The organism is Saccharopolyspora sp. 6V (genome assembly GCF_020176785.1).
GTDB classification, from domain to species: Bacteria; Actinomycetota; Actinomycetes; order Mycobacteriales; family Pseudonocardiaceae; genus Saccharopolyspora_C; species Saccharopolyspora_C gregorii.
This window is the reverse complement of record NZ_JAIUKB010000065.1, coordinates 39,772-63,729: the sequence shown is the minus strand read 5'-3', so window position 1 is coordinate 63,729 and position 23,958 is coordinate 39,772. Positions and strand designations below refer to the sequence as shown.

Below are 23,958 nucleotides of genomic sequence, written 5' to 3'. Positions count from 1 at the left end.
GCGCGGAACCCCGCCCCCCCCCCGCCGTCGTGCGAACCGGTCGAAGGGGACGTCCGCGCACGTGATCGCCGGTGCGCGTGGTCGGCTGCGTCACAAGACCTGGTTTCCTTAGCCACGCTCATGGCTAGGCTGGCTCCTCGTGGACCAGCAGAGCGGCCGCGCGGAGCGGGAGCGGACCCGGCGATCCTGGCGATCGCTGCTCGGCAAGGTCGTCCTCGACACCCGGCCGCTCGGCTACCCCGCCTACCGGCGGCTGTGGACCTCCAGCATCGTCACCTCGGTCGGTGCCCAGTTCAGCGCCGTCGCGGTGCCCAAGCAGCTCTACGACCTCACCGGGAACTCCGCGTACGTCGGCCTCGCCGGGATCTTCGGCCTGGTGCCGCTGCTGGTGTTCGGGCTCTGGGGCGGCGCCGTCGCCGACACCGTGGACCGGCGGAAGCTGCTGCTGCTCACCAACAGCGGGCTCGCCGCGACGGCCGTGCTGCTGTGGCTGGTGGCCGCATCGGGCGTCGGTTCGGTGTGGCTGGTGCTGGTGCTGTTCGCGCTGCAGCAGACCTGCTTCGCGGTGAACATGCCGACCCGCAGCGCGGCCATCGCCCGGCTCATCCCGGCGCCGCTGCTGCCCTCGGCGCAGGCGCTGGGGTCCACCGTGTTCCAGCTCGGCGCGGTCATCGGGCCGCTGCTGGCCGGCGTGCTGCTGCCGGTGCTGGGCCTGTCCGTGCTGTACCTGGTGGACGCGGTGGCGCTGACCATCGCGGTGTGGGCGGTGTTCCGGTTGCCCGCGCTGCCGCCGCTGGCGGGGGCTCCGACGAAGGCCGGGCTGCGCTCGGTGGTCGACGGGTTCCGGTACCTGGGCACGCACCCGGTGCTGCTCACCTCGTTCCTGATGGACATCATCGCGATGGTGTTCGGCATGCCGCGGGCGCTGTTCCCGGAGCTCGCCGAACGCGTCTACGGCGACCCGCCGGGCGGCGGCGCGGCGCTGGGCTGGCTGTACGCGGCGATCCCGCTGGGCGCGTTCGCGTTCGGCGTGCTGTCCGGGTGGCTGCACCGGATCCTGCGCCACGGCGTCGGCGTCACCATCGGCGTCGTCGTGTGGGGCGTGGCCATCGTCGGGTTCGGGCTGTCCGACTCGCTGTGGCTGGGCGTGCTGTTCCTCGCCATCGGTGGCGGCGCCGACCTGGTGAGCATGGTGTACCGCAGCTCGATGCTGCAGGCCGCGGCGACCGACGAGATGCGCGGCCGCATCCAGGGCGTGTTCACCGTCGTCGTCGCGGGCGGCCCGCGGCTCGCCGACGTGCTGCACGGGTCGGGCGGTGCGGTGATCGGCGCGCAGACCGCGGTGGCGGCGGGCGGCGTGCTCGTGGTGGTGCTCGCGCTGGGCGCAGCGGTGCTCACGCCCTCGTTCTGGCGTTACCGCGCGCCGTCCGAGTGAGCCGCCCGCGGACTCCACCGGAAGGGATCAGCCGGGCCGCGGCACTGCGGGAACCGGTGACTATCCGGAGCCGGCCGCGCGGCTGAGCGTGTCCGGCCGGGGCCGTTCGGCTCAACGCGGTTCGGCCGACGAGCGGTTCCCGGTCCGGGGCCGATGCGCTGAGCGGGCCCGGTGCCGTCGACGGTGCACGCCGTCCACCAGGGGTGCTCCAAGATCACGTCGAACCACCCTGCACACTTTCCTGCCATGGCCAACGACACGACCATGAACGACGACGCGCCCGACGGTGCGCAGCCCGGCCTGAAGAAGGTCATGGGGCCGAAACTGCTCTTGTTCTTCGTAGTGGGCGACATCCTCGGGACCACGGTGTACTCCCTCACCGGCAAGGTCGCGGGCAAGGTCGGCGGCGCGTTGTGGATCCCGTTCGTGGTCGCCTTCGTCGTCGCGTTCCTCACCGCTTGCAGCTACCTGGAGCTGGTGGGCAAGTACCCGAAGGCGGGTGGGGCGCCCCTGTACGTGCACCGCGCGTTCGGCATCCACTTCGTCACCTTCATCATCGCGTTCGCCGTGATGTGCTCCGGGATCACCTCGGCGGCCTCCGCCGCGCAGGCGTTCAGCGGCAACTACCTGGAGGAGATCTTCCCCGGCGTGGGGCCGGTCGCGATCGTGGTGGCGCTGGCGTTCCTGGTGCTGCTCGCCCTGATCAACTTCAGGGGCGTGGGCGAGTCGGTGAAGATGAACGTCGTGCTCACCTGCGTGGAGCTCGGCGGCCTGGTCATCGTCATCCTGTTCGGCGCGGTCGCGCTGATCAGCGGCAGCAAGGACCCGGCGGTGGCGCCGGACCCGGGCCGGTTGCTGGAGTTCAACCCGGAGTCCAGCCCGCTGCTCGCGGTCACCTCCGCGACCGCGCTGGCGTTCTTCGCGATGGTCGGCTTCGAGGACTCGGTGAACATGGCCGAGGAGACCCGGAACCCGGCGAAGGTGTTCCCGCGCGCGCTGCTGCTGGGCCTGTCCATCACCGCGGGCATCTACCTGATCATCGCGGTGATCACCTCGACGCTGGTGCCGACCGATGAGCTGGCCGCCACCGACGCGCCGCTGCTGCTGGTCGTCAAGGCCGCCGCGCCCTGGTTCCCGCCGATCCTGTTCTCCATCATCGCGCTGTTCGCGGTCACCAACACCGCGCTGATCAACATGCTGATGGCGAGCCGCCTCGTCTACGGCATGTCGAACGAGCGGATCATCCCGTCCGTGTTCGGCCGCGTGCACCGCTCCCGGCAGACCCCGTGGGTCGCGATCCTGTTCACCAGCGTGCTGGCCGTGGTGCTGGTGAGCCTGCTGGACATCGAGGACCTGGGCAGCACCACCTCGCTGCTGCTGCTGGTCGTGTTCGCCATCGTCAACATCGCGGTGCTGGTGCTGCGCAAGGACGAGGTGGAGCACAAGCACTTCAAGGCCCCCACCTGGGTGCCCGTGCTGGGCGCGGTGCTGTGCCTGTTCTTCGCGAGCCCGCTGTCGGGCCGTCCCGTCGCCGAGTACCTGGTCGCCGCGGGCCTGCTGCTCATCGGCGTCGTGTTCTGGGGCGTGAACCGGGCGATCGCCGGCCGCGTCGACTTCGACCCGGACAAGCTCGCCAAGTAATCGCCGGACCGGAACCCCGTCCCCGCGGTGCGGAAGCACCCGTGGGGGCGGGGTTCTTCCGCGTCCGCACCGGGGTCGCCGGGCACGTTCTAGAGTGGCGGTGTGAATGATCTGGTCGCCGCCACCGGCAGGCAGTTCGAGATCGTCAGCGGCAGTGCGCGCGCCGTCGTCACCGAGGTCGGTGCGGCGCTGCGCCTGTTCGAAGTGGACGGGATCGCGTACTCCGAGACCTACGACGCCGACCAGCGGCCACCGGGCGGCGCAGGCGCGGTGCTGGTGCCGTGGCCGAACCGGGTCGCCGACGGACGCTGGACCCTGGAGCGGGAGCCGCAGCAGCTGGCGCTCACCGAACCGGACCGGCACAACGCGATCCACGGCCTGCTGCGGCACACCCCGTGGACCGTGGTCGAGCACGCCGAGTCGACGATCGTGCTGCACGCGATGGTGCCGGTGCAGCCGGGCTGGCCGGTGCCGCTGCTCACCTCCATCGGCTACTCGCTGGACGCGACGGGGCTGACCGTCACGCACACCGTGGAGAACCTCGGCAAGCGCGCCGTGCCGTTCGGCGTGGGCGTGCACCCGTACCCGCGCGCCGGGCTCGCCGAGACCGACGACTGCACGCTGCGGCTCGCGGCGTCCTCGGTGCTGCCGGTCGACCCGGAACGGCTGCTGCCGGTGCGGCCGCCGCGCGCGCTGGAGGGCGACGAGCAGGACTTCCGCCGCGGCCGCCGCCTCGCCGGGGTGCTGCTGGACACCGCGTTCGGCGGTGCCGCGCCCGAGCCGGGGGATTCGCTGGTCCGGCACTCGCTGACCGACCCGGCGGGGCACGGCGTGGAGCTGTGGGCCGATCCGGTGTTCGCGTGGGTGCAGGTGTACACCAACGACGAGTTCCCGGGTCGCGGCCGGGCCGTCGCCATCGAGCCGATGACCTGCCCGCCGGACGCCCTGAACTCCGGCACCGACCTGATCACCCTCCCGCCCGGCGAGGACTGGATCGCCCAGTGGGGCCTCCGCCCGTTCTGATGCGGGATCCCCGCTCTCGTTGCTGAGGGCGTGGGGTGGCGGAACCTCAGCGGCTTCCTCGCTGCGGGATCTTTTTCGCAGGTGGCTCCGCCACATGCGAAAAAGCTGTCCTCGCGAGGAAACCGCTGAGAACCCGCGGATGGTCGTCTTGCTCTGGTGGTCGCCGCTCAGCGGCTTCGCCGCTGACAGGAAAACGGCGGAGCCTGCGGGTGGTCCGGTCGCTCGGGTGGTTTCTGCTCAGCGGCTTCGCCGCTGACGGGACACGGACGAACCGGTGGGTCAGCCCTTGGCGAGGTCGCGGGCGATGACCATGCGTTGGATCTGGTTGGTGCCCTCGAAGATCTGCAGCACCTTCGCCTCCCGCATGTACCGCTCGGCGGGGAAGTCGCGGGTGTAGCCGGCGCCGCCGAGGACCTGCACGGCGTCGGTGGTCACCTTCATCGCGGCGTCGGTGGCCACCAGCTTCGCCACCGACGCCTGCGTCCCGAACGGCCTGCCCGCGTCCCGGCGCCGCGCCCCGTCCAGGTAGGCGGCGCGGGCGGACTGCACGGCCGCGGCCATGTCGGCCAGCAGGAACTCGACGCCCTGGAACTTGATGATCGGCCGCCCGAACTGCTCGCGGCCCTTGGCGTAGTCGACGGCGAGGTCCAGCGCGGCCTGCGCGAGGCCGACGGCGCAGGCGGCGATGCCGAGCCGCCCGGAGTCCAGCGCGTTCAGCGCGATGGCCAGCCCGTGCCCTTCGCCGCCGAGCAACCGGTCCGCGGGCACCCGCGCGTCCTCGAACCGCAACTCGGTGGTGGGGGAGCCGGTGAGGCCCATCTTGCGCTCGGGCGGTGCCGCCGACAGCCCGGGCGTCGCGCCGTCCACGAGCAGGCAGCTGATGCCGCGCGGCCCGTCGTCGGAGGTGCGCGCCATCAGCGCGTAGAAGTCGGCGACCCCACCGTGCGTGATCCACGACTTGGTGCCGGTGACCCGGTACTCGTCGCCGTCCCGGTCGGCGCGGGTGCGCAGCGCGCCGGCGTCCGATCCGGCGTGCGCCTCGGACAGCGCGTAGCCGCCGAGCAGGTCGCCGCCGATCATCTCCGGCAGCCACCGGTCGCGCTGCTCGTCGGTGCCGCACCGGGCGAGCGGGTAGCAGGACATGGTGTGCACCGAGAGCCCGACGCCGACGGTCATCCAGGCGCTGCTGAGCTCTTCGAGCACCTGCAGGTAGACCTCGTAGGGCTGGCCTCCGCCGCCGTGCTCCTCCGGGTATGGCAGGCCGAGCAGCCCGGAGGCGCCGAGCAGCTGGAACGCCTTGCGCGGGAACAGTTCCCGCTCCTCGGCCCCGGCGGCGGCGGGGGCGAGCTCGTCGCGGGCGATCTCCGCGGTCAGCGCGAGCAGGTCGCTGGCTTCCTGGCTGGGCAGCAGTCGGTCGACGGCCATGGGCGGCGCTCCTGCGGGCTGTGGCGGGTGCGGAACATGCCAGTACTGAAAAGAGTACTGTGGGACTCGTCAGAGTACTGTCGCGCCGCGTCCGGCGCCAGGCCCGCCGACGCCCGCCGTTCCCGAGCTGTGGCAGTCTCACCCGCATGACTCCTCCCGAGCCGGTCGCCGCCGAGGCGAACGCGTCGCCGGGCCGCCGCCGGAGCGCGGGATCGCCGGAGCAGCGCCGCGCCGACCTGCTCGACCGGTTGTGCGCCCTGTTCCTCGCGGAGGGGTTCGCCCACTTCACCCTCGACGAGCTCGCCGCCCGGCTGCACTGCTCGAAGTCGACGCTCTACACGCTCGCCGGCAGCAAGGAGCAGCTCGCCGTCGCCGTCGTCGCCCGGTTCTTCAAGAACGCCACCGCCGACGTGGAGCGCGCCGTCGCCGAGGTCGACGACGTCCGCGCCCGGATGCGCACCTACCTCGACACCGCCGCGGCCAGGCTGCGCCCCGCCTCCCGGCGGTTCATGGCCGACATGGCCGCCAACCCGGCCACCCGCGCCACCTACCAGGCCAACGCCCGCGCCGCCGCCGAGAACATGCGCCGCTACATCCGCGACGGCGTCCGCGAAGGCGTGTTCCGCGAAGTGCACGCCGCGTTCGTCGCCGAGATGGTCAGCGGCACCATCGGTGCCATCCAGCGCGGCGAGATCGCCGAGCGCACCGGCCTGTCCGACGCGGAAGCCTTCGCCGAGCTGTCCCAGTTCCTGCTCGGCGGCCTGTTCGACCCGGCGGCCGGAGGTTCACGGATCGCCCCACCCCCGGCGGAGCACACTGGTCCCCGCCCCCCGACCGCCCGGCCGTAGCCGTCCGGCGCGGTCCCCGGCCCGAAACCTGGTCCGGAACGCCGAACCCGGCGGCCGGCCCGGTCGCGGAGCCGAGCAAGTCAGCACGGAAGCACCAGCACGGAGGAAACGTGATCGTCATCGGTGGAGAGGCCCTCGTCGACCTCGTCCCGGACGCCGCCACGCCAGGAGGCGAGCTCGGCCCGCTGCACCCCCGCCTCGGCGGCGGCCCGTACAACGTGGCGATCGCGCTGGGCCGCTTGGACGTGCCCGCCGGGTTCCACGCGACCCTGTCCACCGACCAGTTCGGCGACAAGCTGCTGGAACGCCTCGTCGAATCCGGGGTGAGCACCGAGCTGGTGCGCCGCGGCCCGGAACCGACGACGCTCGCCGTGGTCGGCCTCGCCGAGGACGGCTCGGCCCGCTACAGCTTCCACACCGAAGGCACCGCCGCCCGCTTCGTCGCCGACCCGGGCCCGCTGCCCGACGAGGTCACCGCCGTCTCCTTCGGCACCCTCGGCATGGTGCTCGAACCCGGCGCCACCGCGTACGAGGCGGTGCTGTTCCGCGAAGCCGAGCGCGGCCGGTTCGTGGCGCTGGACCCGAACATCCGCGCCGACCTCATCGGCGACCCGGAGGCGTACCGCAAGCGGTTCGAGGCCTGGCTGCCCTCCGTGCACCTGCTGAAGCTGTCGGTGGAGGACGCCGAGTGGCTGGCCGGGGACGAGGAGCTGGACGTCGCGCTGCGCCGATGGCAGCAGGCGGGCCCGGCCGGGCTGGTGCTCACCCGCGGTGCCGACGGGCTGGCCGCGCTGGTCGGTGACGGCGAGCTCGTCGAGGTGCCGGGCGTGCGGGCGCAGGTCGCCGACACCATCGGCGCGGGCGACACGGTGCACGGGGCGCTGCTGGCCTGGCTGCACCGCAACGACGCGCTGTCCCCGGCCGCGGTGCGGGCGCTCACCCACGACCAGTGGCGCGAAGCCCTCGGCTTCGCGGCCCGGGCCGCCGCCATCACCGTCTCCCGGCCCGGTGCCGAGCCGCCGACCACCGCCGAACTCGCCTGACCGGCCGGGCCGGCCCGTCGCGCGGCGGGTCGGGGGCGGGTCCGGGCATTCCGGGCGCCCCCGGGCCGGAGGAGCTCCGGCCCTGGGGCGCGCCGCGATCGGTTGCGGCAACCGGGTGCCGAGCGCGTGGCGTCCGGCCTGATCGGCGATGTGATCGTGGTCCCACCTGCCCAAAAGGGCTAACACGATTGCTGCGCGAGGGGCCTGGAGCGGTCTAGCGTGGCATCTGACAGGACCCCAACGGGGTGGTGCTGCGGCGGTCCGGAAACCCCGACCGGCGCATGCGCGCGACCGACCACGCTGCCCGAACACCACGGGAAGTGCGCAGTCGTCGGCGGAAGCGCCGCCCCCTTCACGAGCGCGAGAGGTTCCCGAATGCCCGACGACGCGACCGCCAAACGTACCGTCGCGCTGCGCTACGACGGTGGCGAGCACGAAATGCAGGTGACGGAGCCGACCGAGGGCTCCGCCGGTGTGGATCTCGGGAAGCTGCTGGCCCAGACCGGTTTGGTGACGCTGGACCCGGGTTTCGTCAACACCGCCGCCTGCAAGTCCGACATCACCTACATCGACGGTGACGCGGGCATCCTGCGCTACCGCGGCTACCCCATCGAGGAGCTGGCCGCCAAGTCCAACTTCATCGAGGTCAGCTACCTGCTGATCTACGGTGAGCTGCCCACGCAGGCGCAGTACGACGACTTCGCCGACCGGATCCAGCGGCACACCCTGCTGCACGAGGACCTCAAGCAGTTCTTCGACGGCTTCCCCCGCGACGCGCACCCGATGCCGGTGCTGTCGTCGGCGGTGTCGGCGCTGTCGACCTTCTACCAGGACAGCCTGGACCCGTTCGACCAGAACCAGGTCGAGCTGTCCACGGTGCGCCTGCTGGCGAAGCTGCCGACGATCGCGGCCTACGCCTACAAGAAGTCCGTGGGGCAGCCGTTCCTGTACCCGGACAACTCGCTGGGCCTGGTGGAGAACTTCCTGCGGATGACCTTCGGGTTCCCCGCCGAGCCCTACGAGGTCGACCCGGCGCTGACCCGCGCCCTCGACCTGCTGTTCATCCTGCACGCCGACCACGAGCAGAACTGCTCCACCTCCACGGTGCGCATGGTGGGCTCCTCCGAGGCGAACCTGTTCGCCTCGATCTCCGCGGGCATCAACGCCCTGTTCGGCCCGCTGCACGGCGGCGCGAACAGTGCGGTGCTGGAGATGCTGGAGGGCATCCACGCCAACGGCGGCGACGTCGACTCGTTCGTCGAGCGGGTCAAGAACAAGGAGCCCGGCGTCAAGCTGATGGGCTTCGGGCACCGGGTCTACAAGAACTACGACCCGCGCGCGGCGATCATCAAGAAGACCGCCGACGAGGTGCTCGGCAAGCTCGGCGCGAACGACCCGCTGCTGGAGATCGCGCTCAAGCTGGAGGAGAAGGCGCTGGCCGACGACTACTTCGTCGAGCGCAAGCTCTACCCGAACGTCGACTTCTACACCGGCCTGATCTACAAGGCGATGGGCTTCCCGACGAAGTACTTCACCGTCCTGTTCGCGCTCGGCCGCCTGCCCGGCTGGATCGCGCACTGGCGGGAGATGCTGGAGGACCCGGCCCGCAAGATCAGCCGTCCGCGCCAGGTGTACACCGGTGCGGCGGAGCGCTCCTACCGGTCCATCGGCGAGCGCTGAGGGCCCGCACCGCCGGGGCACCCGATGAGCCGTGCGGGCTCGACGGGATCCGTCCACGGCGGAGCTGAATCGAAAGCTGAATCGACCTAGCGGCTCCGGCCGCGGCGGGTATCGGCCCGTCGTCCCGCCCAGGCCCCGGTGTCCGGCTCCTCGCCGGCCCCGGGGCCGACTCGTGTCGGCCTCCCCTGTGGCTGCGCCGACTCGTGTCGGCCTCCCCTGTGGCTGCGCCGACTCGTGTCGGCCTTCCTGGTGGGTGCTGCGCCGACTCGTGTCGGCTTCCCACCAGCACGGTGCCCGACTCGTGCCGGGTTCGCGCTCGGCCTCCGGCGGGCGCGGTGCGTAGGGTCGTCGGGCATGAGCGCACCTGCCGTCCTGTGGTTCCGGCGCGATCTGCGGGTCCGCGACCACCCGGCGCTGGCCGCCGCGGCCCGCGACGGCCGCCGGGTGATCGGGGTGTTCGTGCTGGACGAGGCGCTGCTCGCGCCCGCGGGCCCGCCCCGCCGCACCTTCCTGTACCGCTGCCTGCGAGAGCTCGACGCGAGCCTCGGTGGTCGGCTGCTGGTGCTGCGCGGTGCTCCGGCGCAGGTGCTGCCGGAGCTCGTCGCGGAGGCCGGCGCCGGTTCGGTGCACGTCTCCGCCGACACCGGGCCCTACGGCCGGGAGCGCGACGAGCGGGTGCGGGACGCGCTCGGCGAGGTCGAGTGGGTCGCCACCGGTTCGCCGTACGCGGTCACCCCGGGGCGCGTCACCAAGCGGGACGGCACCGCCTACCAGGTGTTCACCCCGTTCCGGCGCGCCTGGGACGAGCACGGCAGGCCCGCGCCCGCGGACACCGACGGGTCCACGGCGAACTGGCTGCTGCCGCGGAAGGTGCGCGCCGCCGGGATCCCCGCGGACGAGGACCTGGGCGGTGTCGTGCTGCCACCGGCGGGGGAGCGGGCCGCGCTGGAGCGCTGGGACGACTTCTGCGCTTCCGCGCTCACCGGCTACGACCGGGACCGGGACCGGCCGGACCGCGCGGGCACCAGCCGGATGTCGCCGTACCTGAAGTGGGGCTGCGTGCACCCGCGCACCCTGCTCGCCGACCTGGCCGGCGAGGTCGGGGACGGTCCGAGCAGCTACCGGAACGAGCTGGCGTTCCGCGACTTCTACGCGGACGTGCTGTGGCACCGCCCGGACAGCGCCCGGCACAACTTCGACACCCGCTACGACCGGATCCGGCTGGACACCGACGCCGACGCCTGGGACCGGTTCGGCGAGTGGTGCGCGGGCCGCACCGGGTTCCCGATCGTGGACGCGGGGATGCGGCAGCTGCTCGCGGAGGGCTGGATGCACAACCGGGTGCGGATGGTGGTGGCGAGCTTCCTGGTGAAGGACCTGCACCTGCCGTGGTGGTGGGGCGCCCGGCACTTCATGCGGCACCTGGTGGACGGGGACCTCGCCTCGAACCAGCACGGCTGGCAGTGGGCCGCGGGTTCCGGCACCGACGCCGCCCCCTACTTCCGGGTCTTCAACCCGATCACCCAGGGCACCCGGTTCGACCCCGACGGCGCGTACGTCCGCGAGCACGTCCCCGAGCTGCGCGGCCTGGACGCGAAGAGCACCCACCGGCCGTGGACCCTGCCGGACGGTCCGCCGAACGGCTACCCGCCGCCGATCGTCGAGCACGGCGTCGAACGGCAGGAGGCGCTGGCCCGCTACGGCGAGATCAAGAACTGACCTCCCCGGCGCGGAACGGCCCGCACTCCGATGAGGGATGCGGGCCGTTCCGAACGTCGTCCTAGCCGGTCAGCGGCGAAGCCCCTGACCGCCCGTCTCCGAACCTGCCCGGCGGGTCGTGTCCGTCTTCCTGTCAGCGGCGAAGCCGCTGAGCTGCCGACCGAGCACGCAACCGGACACCCGAGCTCCTCGCACCCCGAGTTCGAAGACCGTCGCGTGATCAGTCGCCGCGGCGGATGGGGCCGAGGATCTCCCGTTCCTTGGCGCCGGTGACCAGCGTGATCGGCTCCCACAGGTTGTCCCCGAGGGCGATCACCCCGTCGTCCTTGAGCTGGGTGAGGTGCTGGATCTGCTGCTGCCCGAAGTACCAGAACCGCGCCGCCAGCTGCGCCTGCTGCAACGGCAGGCGCTGCAGCAGGATCAGGTCGGCGGTGTTGGTGGCCGCACCGCTGCCCGCCTGCGGGTGCAGGTAGGGCAGCACGTACATGGTGGTCTGCCACGGGACGCGCGGCGGGAACATCTCCTGCGGCACCGCGCCGCCGTCGTGGATCAGCAGCAGCGGTGACTCCTCGGTGACCCGGGGAACGTCGTAGGGGGCGAGCTTGCGCAGGCTCACCACCGGGACCGGCTTGCCGTCGGGGGTGAGCCCCGCGGCCCGCTCCAGCACCCGCCACGCGCCGGGGCGGCCGGTGACCACGTGCACCCAGGCGCCCGCGGCCATGGCGCGCAGCGCGATCTGCCGCGCCAGGTACAGGCCGCCGACGGTGACCATGCGGGTCGGTTCGGGCCGCAGGATCGACGCCGTCAGCGGCTCCCCGGTCGGCCCGGCGCCGATGATCATCCCGCCGCGGTCGCCGGGCGGGCTCACCAGGTCCAGCATCTCCGGCCGCACCAGGAACTCCGGCGCGGTCCCGGTGCTGTTGCCGGGGGTGTCGAGGGTTCGCGTCCGGCTCATGCCGCACCTCCCAGGGGCAGCGTTCCGGTCAGGCCCGCCAGCTGCATCCCGCGCAGCGGGGTGAGCGTCAGGTTGAGCTTGTTGCTGATGGCCCGCAGCTGGTGGTCCGCGGAGTTCAGCGCCTCCGGGGTGCGGCCGCTGATCCGCACCAGGCCGCGCAGCCCCACCTCGCCGTCCTCACCGGACGGTGCGATGGACAGCGCGATGCTGATGGACCGGCCGCGAACTCCGGTCAGCGCGTTGATGCCGTCGGTCATCCGGTTCGGCCAGCCGGTGATGGCGTAGCTGGCGTGCCGGTAGTTGTCGGCGATGACCCCGCTCCACCGCTCCCGCAACCCGATGGGCCGCTGCGAACCGAGCGCGTCCTGCAGCTCGGCGGAGGAGATGCCCGCCTGCAGCAGTTCGTCCGGGTCCAGCGGCCGGGCCGAAATGCCCTGGCTCGCCAGCGCGTTGCGCACTCGGGACAGCGCGCCGATCAGCGCCCGGTGCGCGCCGACGACCCCGCCGCCGCGTTCGCCGACGGCCTTCGCGCAGGTCTGCGGGTCCAGCCGCACGGCGACCCAGGTGGTGCGGCGTGCGGCGGCGGAGGAGGTCCCCATCAGTTCCAGGTAGGAGTTCAGCGCGGGCGAATCCGGCAGCAGCGCGGCACTTCCCGGGTAGCAGTGCCAGATCACCTGGATCGCGTCGAGCACCACGCCGCGGTCCTCCAGGCACGGCGTCAGCACGCCCAGCGGCAGGTTCGTCGCCTTGTCCGGGTTGCTGATCAGCGGCGGCGTCGGGTCCACCATGAGCACCGCGGTCCACTTGCCGTTGTGCCAGGACAAACCGACCGGGTTGCGGTCGTGGTCCTGGCCGCGCGCGACGACGAGGTCCTCGACCAGGATCCGCAGCAGCGCCACCCGGTGGTTCTCGTCGGGACCGATGATGCCGTCACCGTTGCGGTCCTCGACGAATTCGCTGACGTCCTCGGACGGCGGGACGGAACGGCGGATGTGGCTGCGCGTGCGGTATTCCAGGACGAGCCCGAACCACTGGGTGAACCAGCGGCCGCGCCTGCGCAGCAGCGCGATGATCAGCGCGAGCGCGACGACGCCCGCGGACACCGGCCACAGCATCTCGTTGAGCAGCACCAGGATCAGGCCGAGTGCCAGGCCGACCTCGATGACGACGATGTTGGCCACCGGCATCGCCCCGAGGCTGGCACCGACCGTGCGACGCCGCGCTCGGATGCGCGTGCGAGCACCGCCGGTACCGGAGGCGTTCGGCTGGGCCGGATGTTGCGTGCTGACGGACATCCGTTCGGTCTCTTCCCCTCGCAGGTAGTGCGCGCACGGGCGCGCCAACCAGGTCGTTCGGCAGCCGTTCCAAGAGTTTGCGGAAGGGTTCCGTCGAACCGGACCCGTGCGGCGCCCCTCTCCGGCTATCCTGCGGAACCGTACCTCGGACGGGAGAGCTGTAGGCGAAGAATGGCATCAACACCCACAACGAAGTCACAGGTTCAGGCGTACCAGTTCGTCCTTCGCCGCATGGAATCGGCGTTGGTGCGCAAAGACGCGGTGATGCTGCACGACCCGATGGGCTCGCACAAGCGCGCCACCATCGCCGGTGCCATCCTCGCCTGCATCGGGCTGATCGGGTTCCTCGTCTGGGGCTTGTTCGGCGGGAAGGGGTCGATCCCCGAACCGGGCAACATCGTCATCGGCAAGGACAGCGGCAGCGTGTACGTCGTCACCGCGGACGACGCCGCGCAGAAGCGGCTGATCCCGATGCTGAACATGGCGTCCGCGAAGCTGCTGGTGATGGCGCAGGGCGGCGGCCAGGGCGGGCAACCCGTCGAGGCGACCACGGTGAAGGAGTCGGCGCTGGCGGACTTCCCGCGCGGCCCGCGCACCGGAATGGTCAACGCCCCCAACTACTTGCCCGCGGCGAACAACGTCGCCGAGCCCGCGTGGGCGATCTGCGACGTCGGGCAGGTCCGGGACAACCTCGGCAGCGAGGCCCGGACCCAGCGCGCGACGAAGGTGGAGACCACCGTCATCGGCGGCGACGCGGACCACGGCGTCGAGCTCAAACCCGACGAGTCGCTGTTCGTGCAGGACCAGAGCTCCGGGCAGGAGTACCTGATCTACCGGGTGGAGGACCTGCCGGGCCGGCCGCACACCAAGGTCGTCAAGGCGCAGGTGGACCGCTCCGAGCAGGCCGTGATGGACCTCTACGGGCTCAACGGGGTGGTTCCGCGGACCATCACCACGAACATGCTGAACTCGGTGCCGGACGCGCCGCCGTTGCAGATCCCGGACGCGCCCAGCGGCACCGTGGACTACATGCAGAACCCGTACGACTCCGGTGACGTGGTCAAGCAGACCGTCGCCGGGGCGCCGGACAAGTACTTCGCGCTGCTGCCCGAGGGCAAGCAGGAGATCAGCGCCGGTGCGGCCGCGGTGCTGCACGCCAGCAAGCGCGGCAGCCAGGAGATCCCGAACTCCACCGGCACCATCACCGACGCGAAGACCGCGGAGGCGCAGCGCCTCGACATGGACTCGTTCCCGACGGTCGTGCCGCACCCGCTGTCCTTCCAGCAGGCGCCCACGTCCTGCCTCAGCTGGCACAACGTCGGCGGCGAGCACCACGTCACGGTCACCGTCGGCAAGGACGCCCCCACGAAGACCGCCCCGGTGAAGCTGGCCCAGCACGACGGGACCGGCCCGAAGGTGGACTTCTTCTACATGCCCGCCGGGAAGGCGGCCGTGGTGCGCGGCGCGTCCAACGAGGCCGGTGCCGACTCGGCCCCGATCTACCTGGTGTCCGACCAGGGCGTGATCTACGGGATCAAGGACGGCGCGACCGCGCAGGGGCTCGGCGTGGTGACCAACCCGGGTGCGTTGCAGGCCGGTCCGTCCGGGATCCTGCGGTCGCTGCCGAAGGGCGATCTGCTCGACCCGGCGCAGGCCAGCTACGTGTACGACTCCGTCCCGGTCCCGCCGGGCGGCGTGAACCGGCCGCCGCCGAACCCGCAGGCGCAGCAGCAGTCCGGCAGCACCGGCGGCTGACGGCTCCTCCCGCGAGGTCAACGGCCCGCTCGACCTTTTCCGGTCGGGCGCCCCGCTCGCGTTTCCCGCCCAGCGGACGGGAACCGCGGTGCCGGTGAGCACGTCCCAGGGACGGTGCGCTCGTGCCCGAGCGCGGGCGCGCCCGCCGGCCCGCTGGGGTGGCCGGTGTCGTCGACTACCGGGAGGTGCCGGATGGCGGGGATCCGGATCGAGACCGACGAGCTGGTGGCGCACGCGGCCGCGCTGCGCGACGCCCGGGAGCTCGTGCGCGAAGTGGGGCGCGGACTGGGGGACGCGCCCGGTGGCGCCGATTTCGGGGAGTGGGGCGAGGTGGCCGCCGAGTCCTACGACGGGCTGGCCGGGGCGCTGCGGGAGCGGATCTTCGGTCTCGGCCACGCCGTCGCCGACGCGGGGGACGAGCTCACCGCGGTCGTCGAGCGGCACGCGACCGGGGACGCCGAGCACGCCGCCGGTTTCGGCCGGGAAGGTGAGGCGTGATGGGGGAACCGGGCGGGATGTTGCAGTCGAACGACCTGCGCGCGGTGCGCGCGGCCAGCGCGGCGGAGGCGGAGCGGAGTTCCGCGCCCGCGGCCGACGTCGGAACGGCGGCGGTCGCACCGGGGGCCGATCCGGTCGCACCCGGATCCCGTTCGCCCGCAACGGGAATCGAGCCGCTAGCGCCCGGGTCCGGGGCCGTCGCACCGGAATCCGCCGCGCCCGCACCGGGAACCGAGCCCGCCGCGTTCGCCGCCGACCGGGCCGAGCTGCCGGTGCAGCTGGACTTCCTGCACCAGTCCGTCGAGGTGCTGGAGGTGCCCGACCCGTTCGGCCCGGAGTTCGCCGTCGCGGGAGGGGAGTGGCGGGCGCTGCCGCCCGCCGCCGAGTTCTGGCGCGCCGCGGCGGAAGCCCTGCGCGAAGGCACCTCCTCGGCCGCCGACCAGGTGAGCGGGGTCGAGGCGAGCTGGGACGGCGCGGACGCCGACGCGTTCGCCGCCGCGCTGCGCCGGATCGGCGCGAGCGGAGCGGCGCTCGCCGAGGTGGCGGACGCGCTGGCCGCGGAACTCGACGCGGCGGCCGGTGCGCTGCGCGAACTGGCCGGGGAGATGGGGCTGCTCGTCGCCGAGGTCGCGGCCCAGGTGTACGCGGCCTTGCGCGAACCGGGGCCGGACCTGCCCGCTGCCCGCGAGCACCTGATGCGGGTCCGGCGCCCGGCGGCGGGCCTGGCCGAGTCGGTGCGCGAGGTACTCGCCCGGTTGCACCGGTTCTGCGCCGCCCAGCGGGACGTGCTGCCGCCGGTGCCGGCCGTCACCGCGGACGGGCCGCGGAATCCGTTGTGGACAGAGCTCGCGGCTGCGGGGGAACCGCGAACCGGAGCGGCCCCTGCCACGGCCACCCCCGCCACGACCAGCCCGGCCCAGGCCGGGAACGCCGAGCAGTCGGGCGACGCCGAGCAGTCTGACGAGGGCACCTCCGCGGCCACCACCGGTGCCGTGCTCGGTGGCGGGATGGTCGGCGGCATGATGCCGCTCGCCGGGATGGCGGGCCTGGCCGGTGCGGGTGGCGGGACGGGACGTCGCTCGCAGAAGCGGCCGCGGCCGAAGGCCGACCCGGCCGAGCTGTTCGGCACCCCGCCGCCCGCCGCCGACCCGGTGCTCGGCGACACGAGGAAGAAGCGCCCGGAATGACCGTGGCCTGACAGGACGAGGCCCGGTGGAGTCCGAAGTGGACGCCACCGGGCCTTCGTCGTCGAACGCCGCGATCAGTCGTCGTCGCCGCCCGCGCGGCGCGCGCGGACCGTGCGCACCGCGTTGATCAGGAACGCGGTGAACAGCACCGCCCCGATGCCGCCGAGCGCCCCGCCGAACGCGACGGTCATCGCCGCCCAGTCCGGCTGCGGGATGACGTCCGCGCCGAGCCGCGCCGGCTTCGCCGGGGCGGGCTGCGCGCCGTGCTCGGCGGGCACCACGTCGCTCAGCGCCGCCATCGGGTCGATCATGCCGTGCCCGAGGATGTCGTTGCGCCCGTTCGGCCCGCCGGGGCTCAGCGAGGTCTGCTCGATCCGGTCCATCACCTGCTTCGCGGTGAGCTCCGGGAACTTCTGCTTGATCAGCACCGCCAGCCCGGAGACGTACGGGGCGGCGAAGCTGGTGCCCTGGATCGGACCCGGCTCGCCCTGCGGCCCGGTCGCGAGCTGGTTGACCACGCCGGTCCCCCCGCTGCCCGGGTCGAGCGCCGTGAGGTCCTCGCCCGGTGCCGCGACGTCCACCCACGGGCCGGGAACGGTGAACTCGGAGGCCTGGCCCTGCTGCCCGACCGACGCCACCGTCAGCACGTACTCGTCGAACCAGGCGGGCAGCACCGCGGTGACCGGGTTGCCGGGCGGGTTCTTCTGGCAGCTGTCCTGGGTGTTGCCCGCCGCGGCGACCACGACGACGCCCTTGTCGTAGGCGTTCTTCACCGCGTTGTGCAGCCGGTTGTTGTGCCCGCCGCCATCGGCCATCGCCGCGGCCATCGTCTGGCAGGACGACTGCGAGATGTTGATGACGCTGGCGCCCTGGTCCGTGGCGTACTGCACGGCCTGCGCCATCGTGCGGGTGTCACCGATCGTCTTGTTCTGCTGCTTGTCCTGGAACAGCGCGGATGACTGCCGGATCGACATGATCTGCGAGTCCGGGGCGACCCCGACGAACCCGGTGTCCGGGGAGGGCGCCGCCGCGATGATCCCGGCCACCACCGTGCCGTGGCCGTCGCAGTCGCGGTTCGCGCCGCCGTCCGGCACCGCGCTGCCCCCGCCGCCGGTCAGCTTCAGCCGCGGGTGCTCGTTGACGCCCGTGTCGATGACCGCGACGGTCGCGCCCTGCCCGGTGAGCCCCTCGGAGTGCGCGCGTTCGAACCCGAGCGTGAGCTGGCTCCACGGCTTCTCCACGACGGAGGCGCCGCTGCTGTTCGCCTGCATGCAGCCCTGGGTGGGCTCGTAGTTGCCCGACGGGGACAGCGGCCCGGTCGGCGGCGCGTCCGGGACGAGCGGCGGTGGCTGGAACTCGGTCTCGTCCGCCAGTGCGGGCTGCACCGGGCCGAGCGCGGTGATGCCCAGCACGGCCACCAGCGCCATGCCGCGCCGCAGCGCGCCGTTCCGCGAGTTGAAACCCATCTCGGCGGTCCTCAGAAGAAGTTCAGGTTGAGGTCGCGGATCGTCATGTACAGGTCCATGACGCCCAGCGCGAGCGGCAGCACCAGCGCGATCAGCACCGCCTCCAGGATGTCCACCATGCGCCGCTGCACCGGCGAGAACCGGCGGTTCGGGAACACCACGCCGAACACCAGCGCGCCCACGCTCAGCAGCAGCAGTGGCGGGAACACCCAGGCGACGGCCATCGGCGCCACCGCGGTCTGCACGAGCAGCCCGGCGGCCACGCCGACCGAGGCGAGCAGCCCGCTGATCAGCAGCGCCACCGCCTGGCTGCCGTTGGCGTAGTTGCGGCCGCGCAGCAGCAGCACCGCGGCGACCACGATCGCGAACAGGGCGCCGAAGACGCCGCCGTTGGCCAGCGTGATCGCGAGGATCGCACCGAGCGCGGCGGTGAGCCCGCAGCCGATGATCAGCCCGGTCATGTACTGGTGGGCGAGGCCGGTGCGGCGCTCGATCATCAGGTAGTCCGGGAAGCCCTCGTCCTCCTTGAGGTCGTCGGCGTTGCCCGGCACGTGCGGCAGCGGCAGCTTCGCCAGCTGGATCGTCAGCCGCGGCAGCAGCGAGATCCCGGCGAGCCCGATGGCGCCGGCCCCGGCGGCGACACCGGCGGCGCTCGCCCCGCTCGGCAGCAGCAGGGCGGCGATGAAGGCGAGCACCGCGAACGTGGAGACGGTCGCGGCGGCGATGAACGTGACGATGCCGGTGCCGATCACCATCAGCGAGATCGACGCGAAGATGAGCACCAGCGCGCTGGCCAGCAGCAGCTTCGGGGTGGGGTCGTTGCCGGGGACCGCGTTGAGCCCGGCGACGAACGCCATCGGCAGCGCGCCCGCCCCGGCGATCACGGTGCCGGTGGTGGCGGCGCCGTAGGCGCGGGTGACGACGGAGCCGATGCCGGTGGCGAACACGGCGACCACGAGCGCGATGATCGCGGTGATCGCGTGGAAGAGGACCCCACCGGCCTGTCCGGACAGTCCTAACGCGGCGGCGGCGGCGACGAACCCGAGCACGCCCGCGGCGTGCCCGATCTTGGCGGCGGTCTCCTTCGTCCACGGCCGGTAGCTGCCCGGTTCCGCCTCGGCGAGCGCGTCCACCACGTCGTCGTAGAGCGGGGGCGGCGGGTCGTCCGAGCGGCGGCGCAGCTGCAGCAGTTCGCCGTCGACGACGCCGAGCGAGGACAGCGTCTGGCTGTTCTCCAGCGGTTCTTCACCCAGCTTCGCCAGGCACCAGCCACCGTGCCGCGAGCCACCGTCCGTGCTGCCCTCGCGGGCCATGTCCAGCAGCATCGGCAGCAGATCCGCCACCGCGACGTCGGCGGGCAGCGCCAAGTCGATGCGAGTATTCGGCGCCACCACTGTCACGCGGCTGAACACCGTGGTCCCGGTCGCCACTGAGGCCCCCTACTTCCTAGGTCCTTGCACTTGGGTCCTTCTGCGTTCGATCCGGCCCGGTGCGGCTTTTCTCGCCGAAAGCGGCCCGCCCGGCCGAAGAGCGCCCCTAGTATGGCCGCACCGACCTCGCAGGGGTGAAGGGTTTGGTCGAACTCGTGCCAACGGGTTCGCAACCGGTTGGTCACGGACGGACCGGAACCGCCTGGACCCTGCTGACGTCGGTGTCGTGGACGGTACAGAATGCCGCTCGCGGCAGTAGGGGCGTCGTGACGTGAGCCCGCCGCTCCACATTGCTACGACAGGAAAGGTTGCTGCCTCCGGTGAGCACGCTGCAGTTCAAGCGATTGCCGCGCATGGCCGCTCCGAGGCCGCCTGGCGGGGAGGTGCACCTCGAACCGCCACCCGAGATCCCGCGGGTGATCCCCGGCAACATCGTTCAGAAGGTGCTGCCAGGCGTCATGATCGTCGCATCCCTCGGGATGATGGTCTTCATGCTTCAGCGGGCCAAGGACAACCCGATGATGATGATGATGCCGATGATGATGCTCGTCTCGACTTTCGGGATGATGGCGGGCGGCGGCAAGGACGGCGGTCAGAAGAAGGCCGAGATGAACGAGGACCGCAAGGACTACCTGCGGTACCTCGGTCAGATGCGGGATCGCGCCCGCGAGGCCGCGGACGAGCAGCGCCTCGCCCGGGAATGGGTCCACCCGGACCCGCAGACGCTGTGGTCGCTGGCGAACGGCACCCGTCGGATGTGGGAGCGCAGGCCGAACGACAACGACTTCTGCCAGGTCCGCGTCGGCCGCGGCTCGCAGCGGCTGGAGACGCGGCTGGTGCCGCCGCAGACCGGGCCGGTCGACGAGCTGGAGCCGATCACCACGTTGGCGCTGCGCCGCTTCGTGCGCGCCCACTCGCTGGTGGCCCAGCTGCCGATCGCGACCTCGCTGCGCGGTTTCGCCGCGGTCGGGCTGCAAGGCGACCGGGTGCTCACCCGCGGGCTCGCGCGAGCGATGCTGGCCCAGCTGGCGACCTTCCACTCGCCGAACGACGTGATCATCGCGATCGCCTCCAGCGGCCGGTCGCGCACCGAGTGGGACTGGGTGAAGTGGCTGCCGCACGCGCAGCACCCCACCGAGACCGACGGCATCGGCCCGATGCGGCTGATGTCCGGTTCGCTGTGGGGCATCGAGGAGATGCTCGCTGAGCAGCTCGACGAACGCCCCCGGTTCCAGCGCAACGCGGCCCCGCCGGAAGGCCAGCCGCACATCGTGATCGTGCTCGACGACGCCGAGATCAGCCGCGAGGAGCAGCTGATCGTCGAAGGCGGGCTCGCCGGGGTCACGATCATCGACCTGTCCGATGTGCTCGGTCCGATGACGCAGCGCCGCGGCATGCGCATCGTCGTCGAGCCGGACCGCATCGGCGCCCGCGGCCAGAACAGCGTGGAGTGGTTCGGCGAACCGGACGCGCTGACCATGGAGGAGGCCACCTCGCTGGCCCGCCAGATGGCGCGGTACCGCATCGCCTCCGGCCCGGCGGCCGTGGAGGACAGCGGCGGCTTCGAACCGCTCACCACGCAGCTCAACTACATCGAGCAGCTCGGCCTCGCGGGCGACCCGGTCACCTTCGACCTCAACGAGGCCTGGCGCCCACGTCCGCGGGACGACATGTACCGCGTCGCGATCGGCCCCGGTGAGCAGGGCGAGATCGTGCACCTGGACATCAAGGAGACCGCCTCCGGCGGCATGGGCCCGCACGGCCTGTGCATCGGTGCGACCGGTTCCGGCAAGTCCGAGTTCCTGCGCACCATCGTGCTGGGCCTGCTGGCCACGCACTCCTCGGCGGCGCTGAACTTCGTGCTCGTCGACTTCAAGGGCGGTGCGACGTTCAAGGGCTTCGACAACGCCCCGCACGTCTCCGCGAGCATTTCGAACCTCGGTGACGACAGCACCCTGGTCGACCGCATGCAGGCCGCGCTCGAAGGCGAGATGAACCGCAGGCAGGAGGTGCTGGACAAGGCGGGCGCGAAGAACGTCTGGGACTACCGGAAGCTCTACGAGGCCGGGCACGACAACGCCAAGGACCCGCTGCCCGCGCTGTTCGTGGTCATCGACGAGTTCGGCGAGCTGCTGCAGCAGAAGCCGGAGTTCGCCGACCTGTTCACCATGATCGGCCGGCTGGGCCGGTCGCTGCAGGTCCACCTGCTGCTCGCCTCGCAGCGCCTGGAGGAGGGCAAGCTGCGCGGCCTGGACTCGCACCTGTCCTACCGGATCGGCCTGAAGACGTTCAACGCCTCCGAGTCCCGCGCCGCCATCGGCATCCCGGACGCGGCGGACCTGCCCTCCAACGGTGGGCACGGGTACCTGAAGCACCCCAACGGCATGGAGCGGTTCCGCGCGGCCTACGTCTCCGGGCACGACCACCAGACCAGCGGGCGCCGCCCGATCGGCCGGGCGGCGTCGCCGGTGACGGGGGAGAAGCGGCCCCGGTTCTTCATCCCGGACTTCGTGGAGAAGCCCCCGGAGCCGGAGGCACCGGTGGTCGAGGAGGAGCCGAAGAAGAAGGACGACCTGGCGCCGACCGACTTCCAGCTGGTCATCAGCAAGGTCGAGGGCCAGTGGCCGCCGGCGCACATGGTGTGGCTGCCGCCGCTGGACGCCCCGCCCACGCTGGACGGCCTGCTGCCGCCGCTGCAGGCGACCGACGACCGCGGCTACACCGCCGTCGGCCACCCGGGCAGCGGCAAGCTGGAGGTGCCGATCGGGCTCATCGACGTGCCCTACCACCAGCGGCAGGACCCGCTCGTGCTGCGCTTCGCCAACGGTGCCGAGGGCAACGGCGCCGTGGTCGGCGGTCCGCAGACGGGCAAGTCGAACCTGCTGCGCACGATGATCGCGTCGATGGCGCTCACGCACACCCCGCAGGAGGTGCAGTTCTACTGCGTCGACCTCGGTGGTGGTTCGCTCTCGGCGCTGCGGAACCTGCCGCACGTCGGCGCGTACGGCAACCGGCGCGACCCGGACACGGTGCGGCGCACCATCGCCGAGGTCAAGTCGCTGCTGGCGGCGCGCGAAGGCCGGTTCCAGGAGGCGGGCATCGACTCGATGGCCGACTTCCGCAACCGCAAGCGCCGCGGTGAGATCACCGACGACCCGTACGGCGACGTGTTCCTCATCGTCGACGGGTGGGAGGCGTTCCGCGCCGAGTCCGAGTTCGAGCCGCTCGAACCGGAGATCAACAACCTGGTGCAGCAGGGCCTCGCGTTCGGCATCCACGTGTTCATCGGCGCCAACCGGTGGGCCGCGATCCGGCCGCAGCTCAAGGACGCCCTCGGCACCCGCATGGAGCTCCGGCTCGGCGACCCCGGCGAGTCCGAGGTCAACCGCAAGGTCGCGGTGACGGTGCCGCTGGGCCGCCCGGGCCGCGGCCTGCACGCCACGCAGCTGCACTACCTGACGGCACTGCCCCGGGTGGACAGCGAGAAGCTCGGCGACCGGATCCCCGCGGAGGCGGCGCGCGCCGAGGCGGCGAACGAGAAGCACCCGCGCCCGTCGTGGGAGCTCTACAACGACGACCTCGCCGACGGCGTCGCCGACCTGGTCAACCGGGTCCGCAGCTCGTGGAAGGGCCGTCCGGCGCCGCAGGTCCGGCTGCTGCCGAACCTGCTGCCGTACGAGCAGCTGCCCGCCAAGGAGCAGCAGCCGCGTCCGCACCTGGTGCCGATCGGCATCAACGAGGACGGGCTCAACCCGGTCTACCTGGACTTCAAGGCCGAACCGCACTTCTACGCGTTCGGCGAGCGCGAGTCCGGGAAGACGGCGCTGCTGCGCACCATCGTCAACGGCATCACCAGCCGGTACACCCGCGAGCAGGCGCTGATCCTGCTCGTCGACGTGCGCCGCACGATGCTGGGCGTGGTGCCGGACTCGCACCTCATGGAGTACACGGTCACCGCGGACCAGCTGAAGAACAACGTGCGGGACATCGCCGCCGCGTTGAAGAAGCGGCTGCCCGGCCCGGACGTCACCCAGGAGCAGCTGCGGGACCGCTCCTGGTGGAAGGGCGCGGACCTGTTCATCGTGATCGACGACTACGAGCTGATCTCGCCGCAGGGCAGCAACCCGCTGGCACCGCTGGCCGAGTTCGTCGCGCAGGCCTCCGACGTGGGGCTGCACATGGTGATCGCCCGGAACTCGGGCAACGCCAGCCGTGCGCTGTTCGAGCCGATCATCGGCAAGATGCGGGAGGTCTCGGCGCCCGGTCTCGCGATGAGCGCGAACAAGGACGACGGGCAGCTCGTCGGCAACGTCAAGTCCCGGCAGCTGCCGCCGGGGCGCGGGACGCTGGTCAGCCGCTCGTTGCGCGGCGGCCCGCAGCTGATCCAGACGGCGTACTCGCAGCCGCAGTGATCGGCGGGTCCCGTGCGGACCGCTGGCGGGGGGGGGGGGGGGGCCGGGCGCCGGGGGGGGGGGGCGCGGGGGGGCCCCCGGGGGCCCCCCGCCCCGAGGGCGAGCAGTACCGCGACGGGCACTACTACCTGCCGACCGTGCTGGAC

16 protein-coding genes are annotated in these 23,958 nt (G+C 72.2%); 11 read left to right on the top strand and 5 right to left on the bottom strand.

The genetic code is table 11. From position 1 onward, the window contains the following. Window positions 1–139: 139 nt before the first annotated feature. The 3 genes from LCD35_RS14115 to LCD35_RS14105 all read left to right on the top strand — a co-directional run bounded on the left by LCD35_RS14115 (window position 140) and on the right by LCD35_RS14105 (window position 4,099). On the top strand, window positions 140–1,435 hold the full coding sequence (locus tag LCD35_RS14115) for an MFS transporter (RefSeq protein ID WP_224956840.1): 1,296 nt from the start codon (window positions 140–142) through the stop codon (window positions 1,433–1,435). Between the two features lie 246 nt (window positions 1,436–1,681). Further along, window positions 1,682–3,076 (top strand): APC family permease, encoded by a 1,395-nt coding sequence (locus LCD35_RS14110; protein WP_224956842.1) that lies wholly within the window; start codon window positions 1,682–1,684, stop codon window positions 3,074–3,076. Between the two features lie 102 nt (window positions 3,077–3,178). After that, window positions 3,179–4,099 carry an aldose 1-epimerase family protein gene (locus LCD35_RS14105; RefSeq protein WP_225044309.1) on the top strand — a complete coding sequence of 307 codons (921 nt, stop codon included), beginning with the start codon at window positions 3,179–3,181 and terminating at the stop codon, window positions 4,097–4,099. 279 nt (window positions 4,100–4,378) lie between these two features. Here LCD35_RS14105 and LCD35_RS14100 read toward each other — a convergent pair whose 3' ends face one another. Next, window positions 4,379–5,524: an acyl-CoA dehydrogenase family protein gene (locus tag LCD35_RS14100; RefSeq protein WP_225044308.1), complete on the bottom strand. Its 1,146-nt coding sequence runs from the start codon at window positions 5,522–5,524 to the stop codon at window positions 4,379–4,381. Between the two features lie 146 nt (window positions 5,525–5,670). Between LCD35_RS14100 and LCD35_RS14095 the strand changes: the two genes are divergently transcribed. The 4 genes from LCD35_RS14095 (at window position 5,671) to LCD35_RS14080 (ending at window position 10,814) form a co-directional block, all read left to right on the top strand. Beyond that, on the top strand, window positions 5,671–6,372 hold the full coding sequence (locus LCD35_RS14095; RefSeq protein ID WP_224977671.1) for a TetR/AcrR family transcriptional regulator: 702 nt from the start codon (window positions 5,671–5,673) through the stop codon (window positions 6,370–6,372). Between the two features lie 110 nt (window positions 6,373–6,482). Next, on the top strand, window positions 6,483–7,415 hold the full coding sequence (locus LCD35_RS14090; RefSeq protein ID WP_224956850.1) for a carbohydrate kinase: 933 nt from the start codon (window positions 6,483–6,485) through the stop codon (window positions 7,413–7,415). A gap of 375 nt (window positions 7,416–7,790) precedes the next feature. Then, window positions 7,791–9,095, top strand: coding sequence for a citrate synthase (locus tag LCD35_RS14085; RefSeq protein ID WP_224956851.1), 1,305 nt, complete (start codon window positions 7,791–7,793; stop codon window positions 9,093–9,095). A gap of 354 nt (window positions 9,096–9,449) precedes the next feature. Continuing rightward, the gene (locus tag LCD35_RS14080; RefSeq protein WP_224956852.1) at window positions 9,450–10,814 is read left to right on the top strand and encodes a deoxyribodipyrimidine photo-lyase; all 1,365 of its coding nucleotides are present in this window, start codon (window positions 9,450–9,452) and stop codon (window positions 10,812–10,814) included. A 220-nt stretch (window positions 10,815–11,034) separates the two neighbouring features. Here LCD35_RS14080 and LCD35_RS14075 read toward each other — a convergent pair whose 3' ends face one another. Next, window positions 11,035–11,769 carry a hypothetical protein gene (locus LCD35_RS14075; RefSeq protein WP_224956853.1) on the bottom strand — a complete coding sequence of 245 codons (735 nt, stop codon included), beginning with the start codon at window positions 11,767–11,769 and terminating at the stop codon, window positions 11,035–11,037. Further along, a complete protein-coding gene (eccE, locus tag LCD35_RS14070; RefSeq protein WP_224956854.1) occupies window positions 11,766–12,956 on the bottom strand; it encodes a type VII secretion protein EccE in 1,191 nt (396 codons plus the stop codon). Before eccE ends, LCD35_RS14075 begins: the two co-directional genes overlap by 4 nt. Window positions 12,957–13,043: 87 nt before the next feature. Here eccE and eccB point away from each other — a divergent pair, with 87 nt between their 5' ends. The 3 genes from eccB (at window position 13,044) to LCD35_RS14055 (ending at window position 16,504) form a co-directional block, all read left to right on the top strand. Continuing rightward, on the top strand, window positions 13,044–14,819 hold the full coding sequence (gene eccB, locus LCD35_RS14065) for a type VII secretion protein EccB (RefSeq protein WP_308011246.1): 1,776 nt from the start codon (window positions 13,044–13,046) through the stop codon (window positions 14,817–14,819). Window positions 14,820–15,011: 192 nt separating this feature from the next. Further along, window positions 15,012–15,317, top strand: coding sequence for a hypothetical protein (locus tag LCD35_RS14060; RefSeq protein ID WP_225044307.1), 306 nt, complete (start codon window positions 15,012–15,014; stop codon window positions 15,315–15,317). Next, window positions 15,317–16,504: a hypothetical protein gene (locus tag LCD35_RS14055; RefSeq protein ID WP_225044306.1), complete on the top strand. Its 1,188-nt coding sequence runs from the start codon at window positions 15,317–15,319 to the stop codon at window positions 16,502–16,504. Before LCD35_RS14060 ends, LCD35_RS14055 begins: the two co-directional genes overlap by 1 nt. A gap of 74 nt (window positions 16,505–16,578) precedes the next feature. On the opposite strand, the gene mycP is transcribed toward LCD35_RS14055, so the two are convergent. Beyond that, entirely contained in the window at window positions 16,579–17,970 is a 1,392-nt protein-coding gene (mycP, locus tag LCD35_RS14050; RefSeq protein ID WP_224956858.1) for a type VII secretion-associated serine protease mycosin, read from the bottom strand. Window positions 17,971–17,981: 11 nt separating this feature from the next. Continuing rightward, window positions 17,982–19,400 carry a type VII secretion integral membrane protein EccD gene (gene eccD, locus LCD35_RS14045; protein WP_224956860.1) on the bottom strand — a complete coding sequence of 473 codons (1,419 nt, stop codon included), beginning with the start codon at window positions 19,398–19,400 and terminating at the stop codon, window positions 17,982–17,984. A gap of 320 nt (window positions 19,401–19,720) precedes the next feature. Between eccD and eccCa the strand changes: the two genes are divergently transcribed. Further along, the gene (eccCa, locus tag LCD35_RS14040) at window positions 19,721–23,812 is read left to right on the top strand and encodes a type VII secretion protein EccCa (RefSeq protein WP_224977666.1); all 4,092 of its coding nucleotides are present in this window, start codon (window positions 19,721–19,723) and stop codon (window positions 23,810–23,812) included. Window positions 23,813–23,958 lie beyond the last annotated feature (146 nt).

What these genes read in the sequence shown, in the direction of transcription:
- LCD35_RS14110 (WP_224956842.1), top strand. Translation starts at nt 1,682, where the DNA reads ATGGCCAACGACACGACCATGAACGACGACGCGCCCGACGGTGCGCAG.
- LCD35_RS14100 (WP_225044308.1), bottom strand. Translation starts at nt 5,524, where the DNA reads ATGGCCGTCGACCGACTGCTGCCCAGCCAGGAAGCCAGCGACCTGCTC.
- LCD35_RS14095 (WP_224977671.1), top strand. Translation starts at nt 5,671, where the DNA reads ATGACTCCTCCCGAGCCGGTCGCCGCCGAGGCGAACGCGTCGCCGGGC.
- LCD35_RS14085 (WP_224956851.1), top strand. Translation starts at nt 7,791, where the DNA reads ATGCCCGACGACGCGACCGCCAAACGTACCGTCGCGCTGCGCTACGAC.
- LCD35_RS14080 (WP_224956852.1), top strand. Translation starts at nt 9,450, where the DNA reads ATGAGCGCACCTGCCGTCCTGTGGTTCCGGCGCGATCTGCGGGTCCGC.
- LCD35_RS14075 (WP_224956853.1), bottom strand. Translation starts at nt 11,769, where the DNA reads ATGAGCCGGACGCGAACCCTCGACACCCCCGGCAACAGCACCGGGACC.
- eccE (WP_224956854.1), bottom strand. Translation starts at nt 12,956, where the DNA reads ATGCCGGTGGCCAACATCGTCGTCATCGAGGTCGGCCTGGCACTCGGC.
- eccB (WP_308011246.1), top strand. Translation starts at nt 13,044, where the DNA reads ATGTTGCGTGCTGACGGACATCCGTTCGGTCTCTTCCCCTCGCAGGTA.
- LCD35_RS14060 (WP_225044307.1), top strand. Translation starts at nt 15,012, where the DNA reads ATGGCGGGGATCCGGATCGAGACCGACGAGCTGGTGGCGCACGCGGCC.
- LCD35_RS14055 (WP_225044306.1), top strand. Translation starts at nt 15,317, where the DNA reads ATGGGGGAACCGGGCGGGATGTTGCAGTCGAACGACCTGCGCGCGGTG.
- mycP (WP_224956858.1), bottom strand. Translation starts at nt 17,970, where the DNA reads ATGGGTTTCAACTCGCGGAACGGCGCGCTGCGGCGCGGCATGGCGCTG.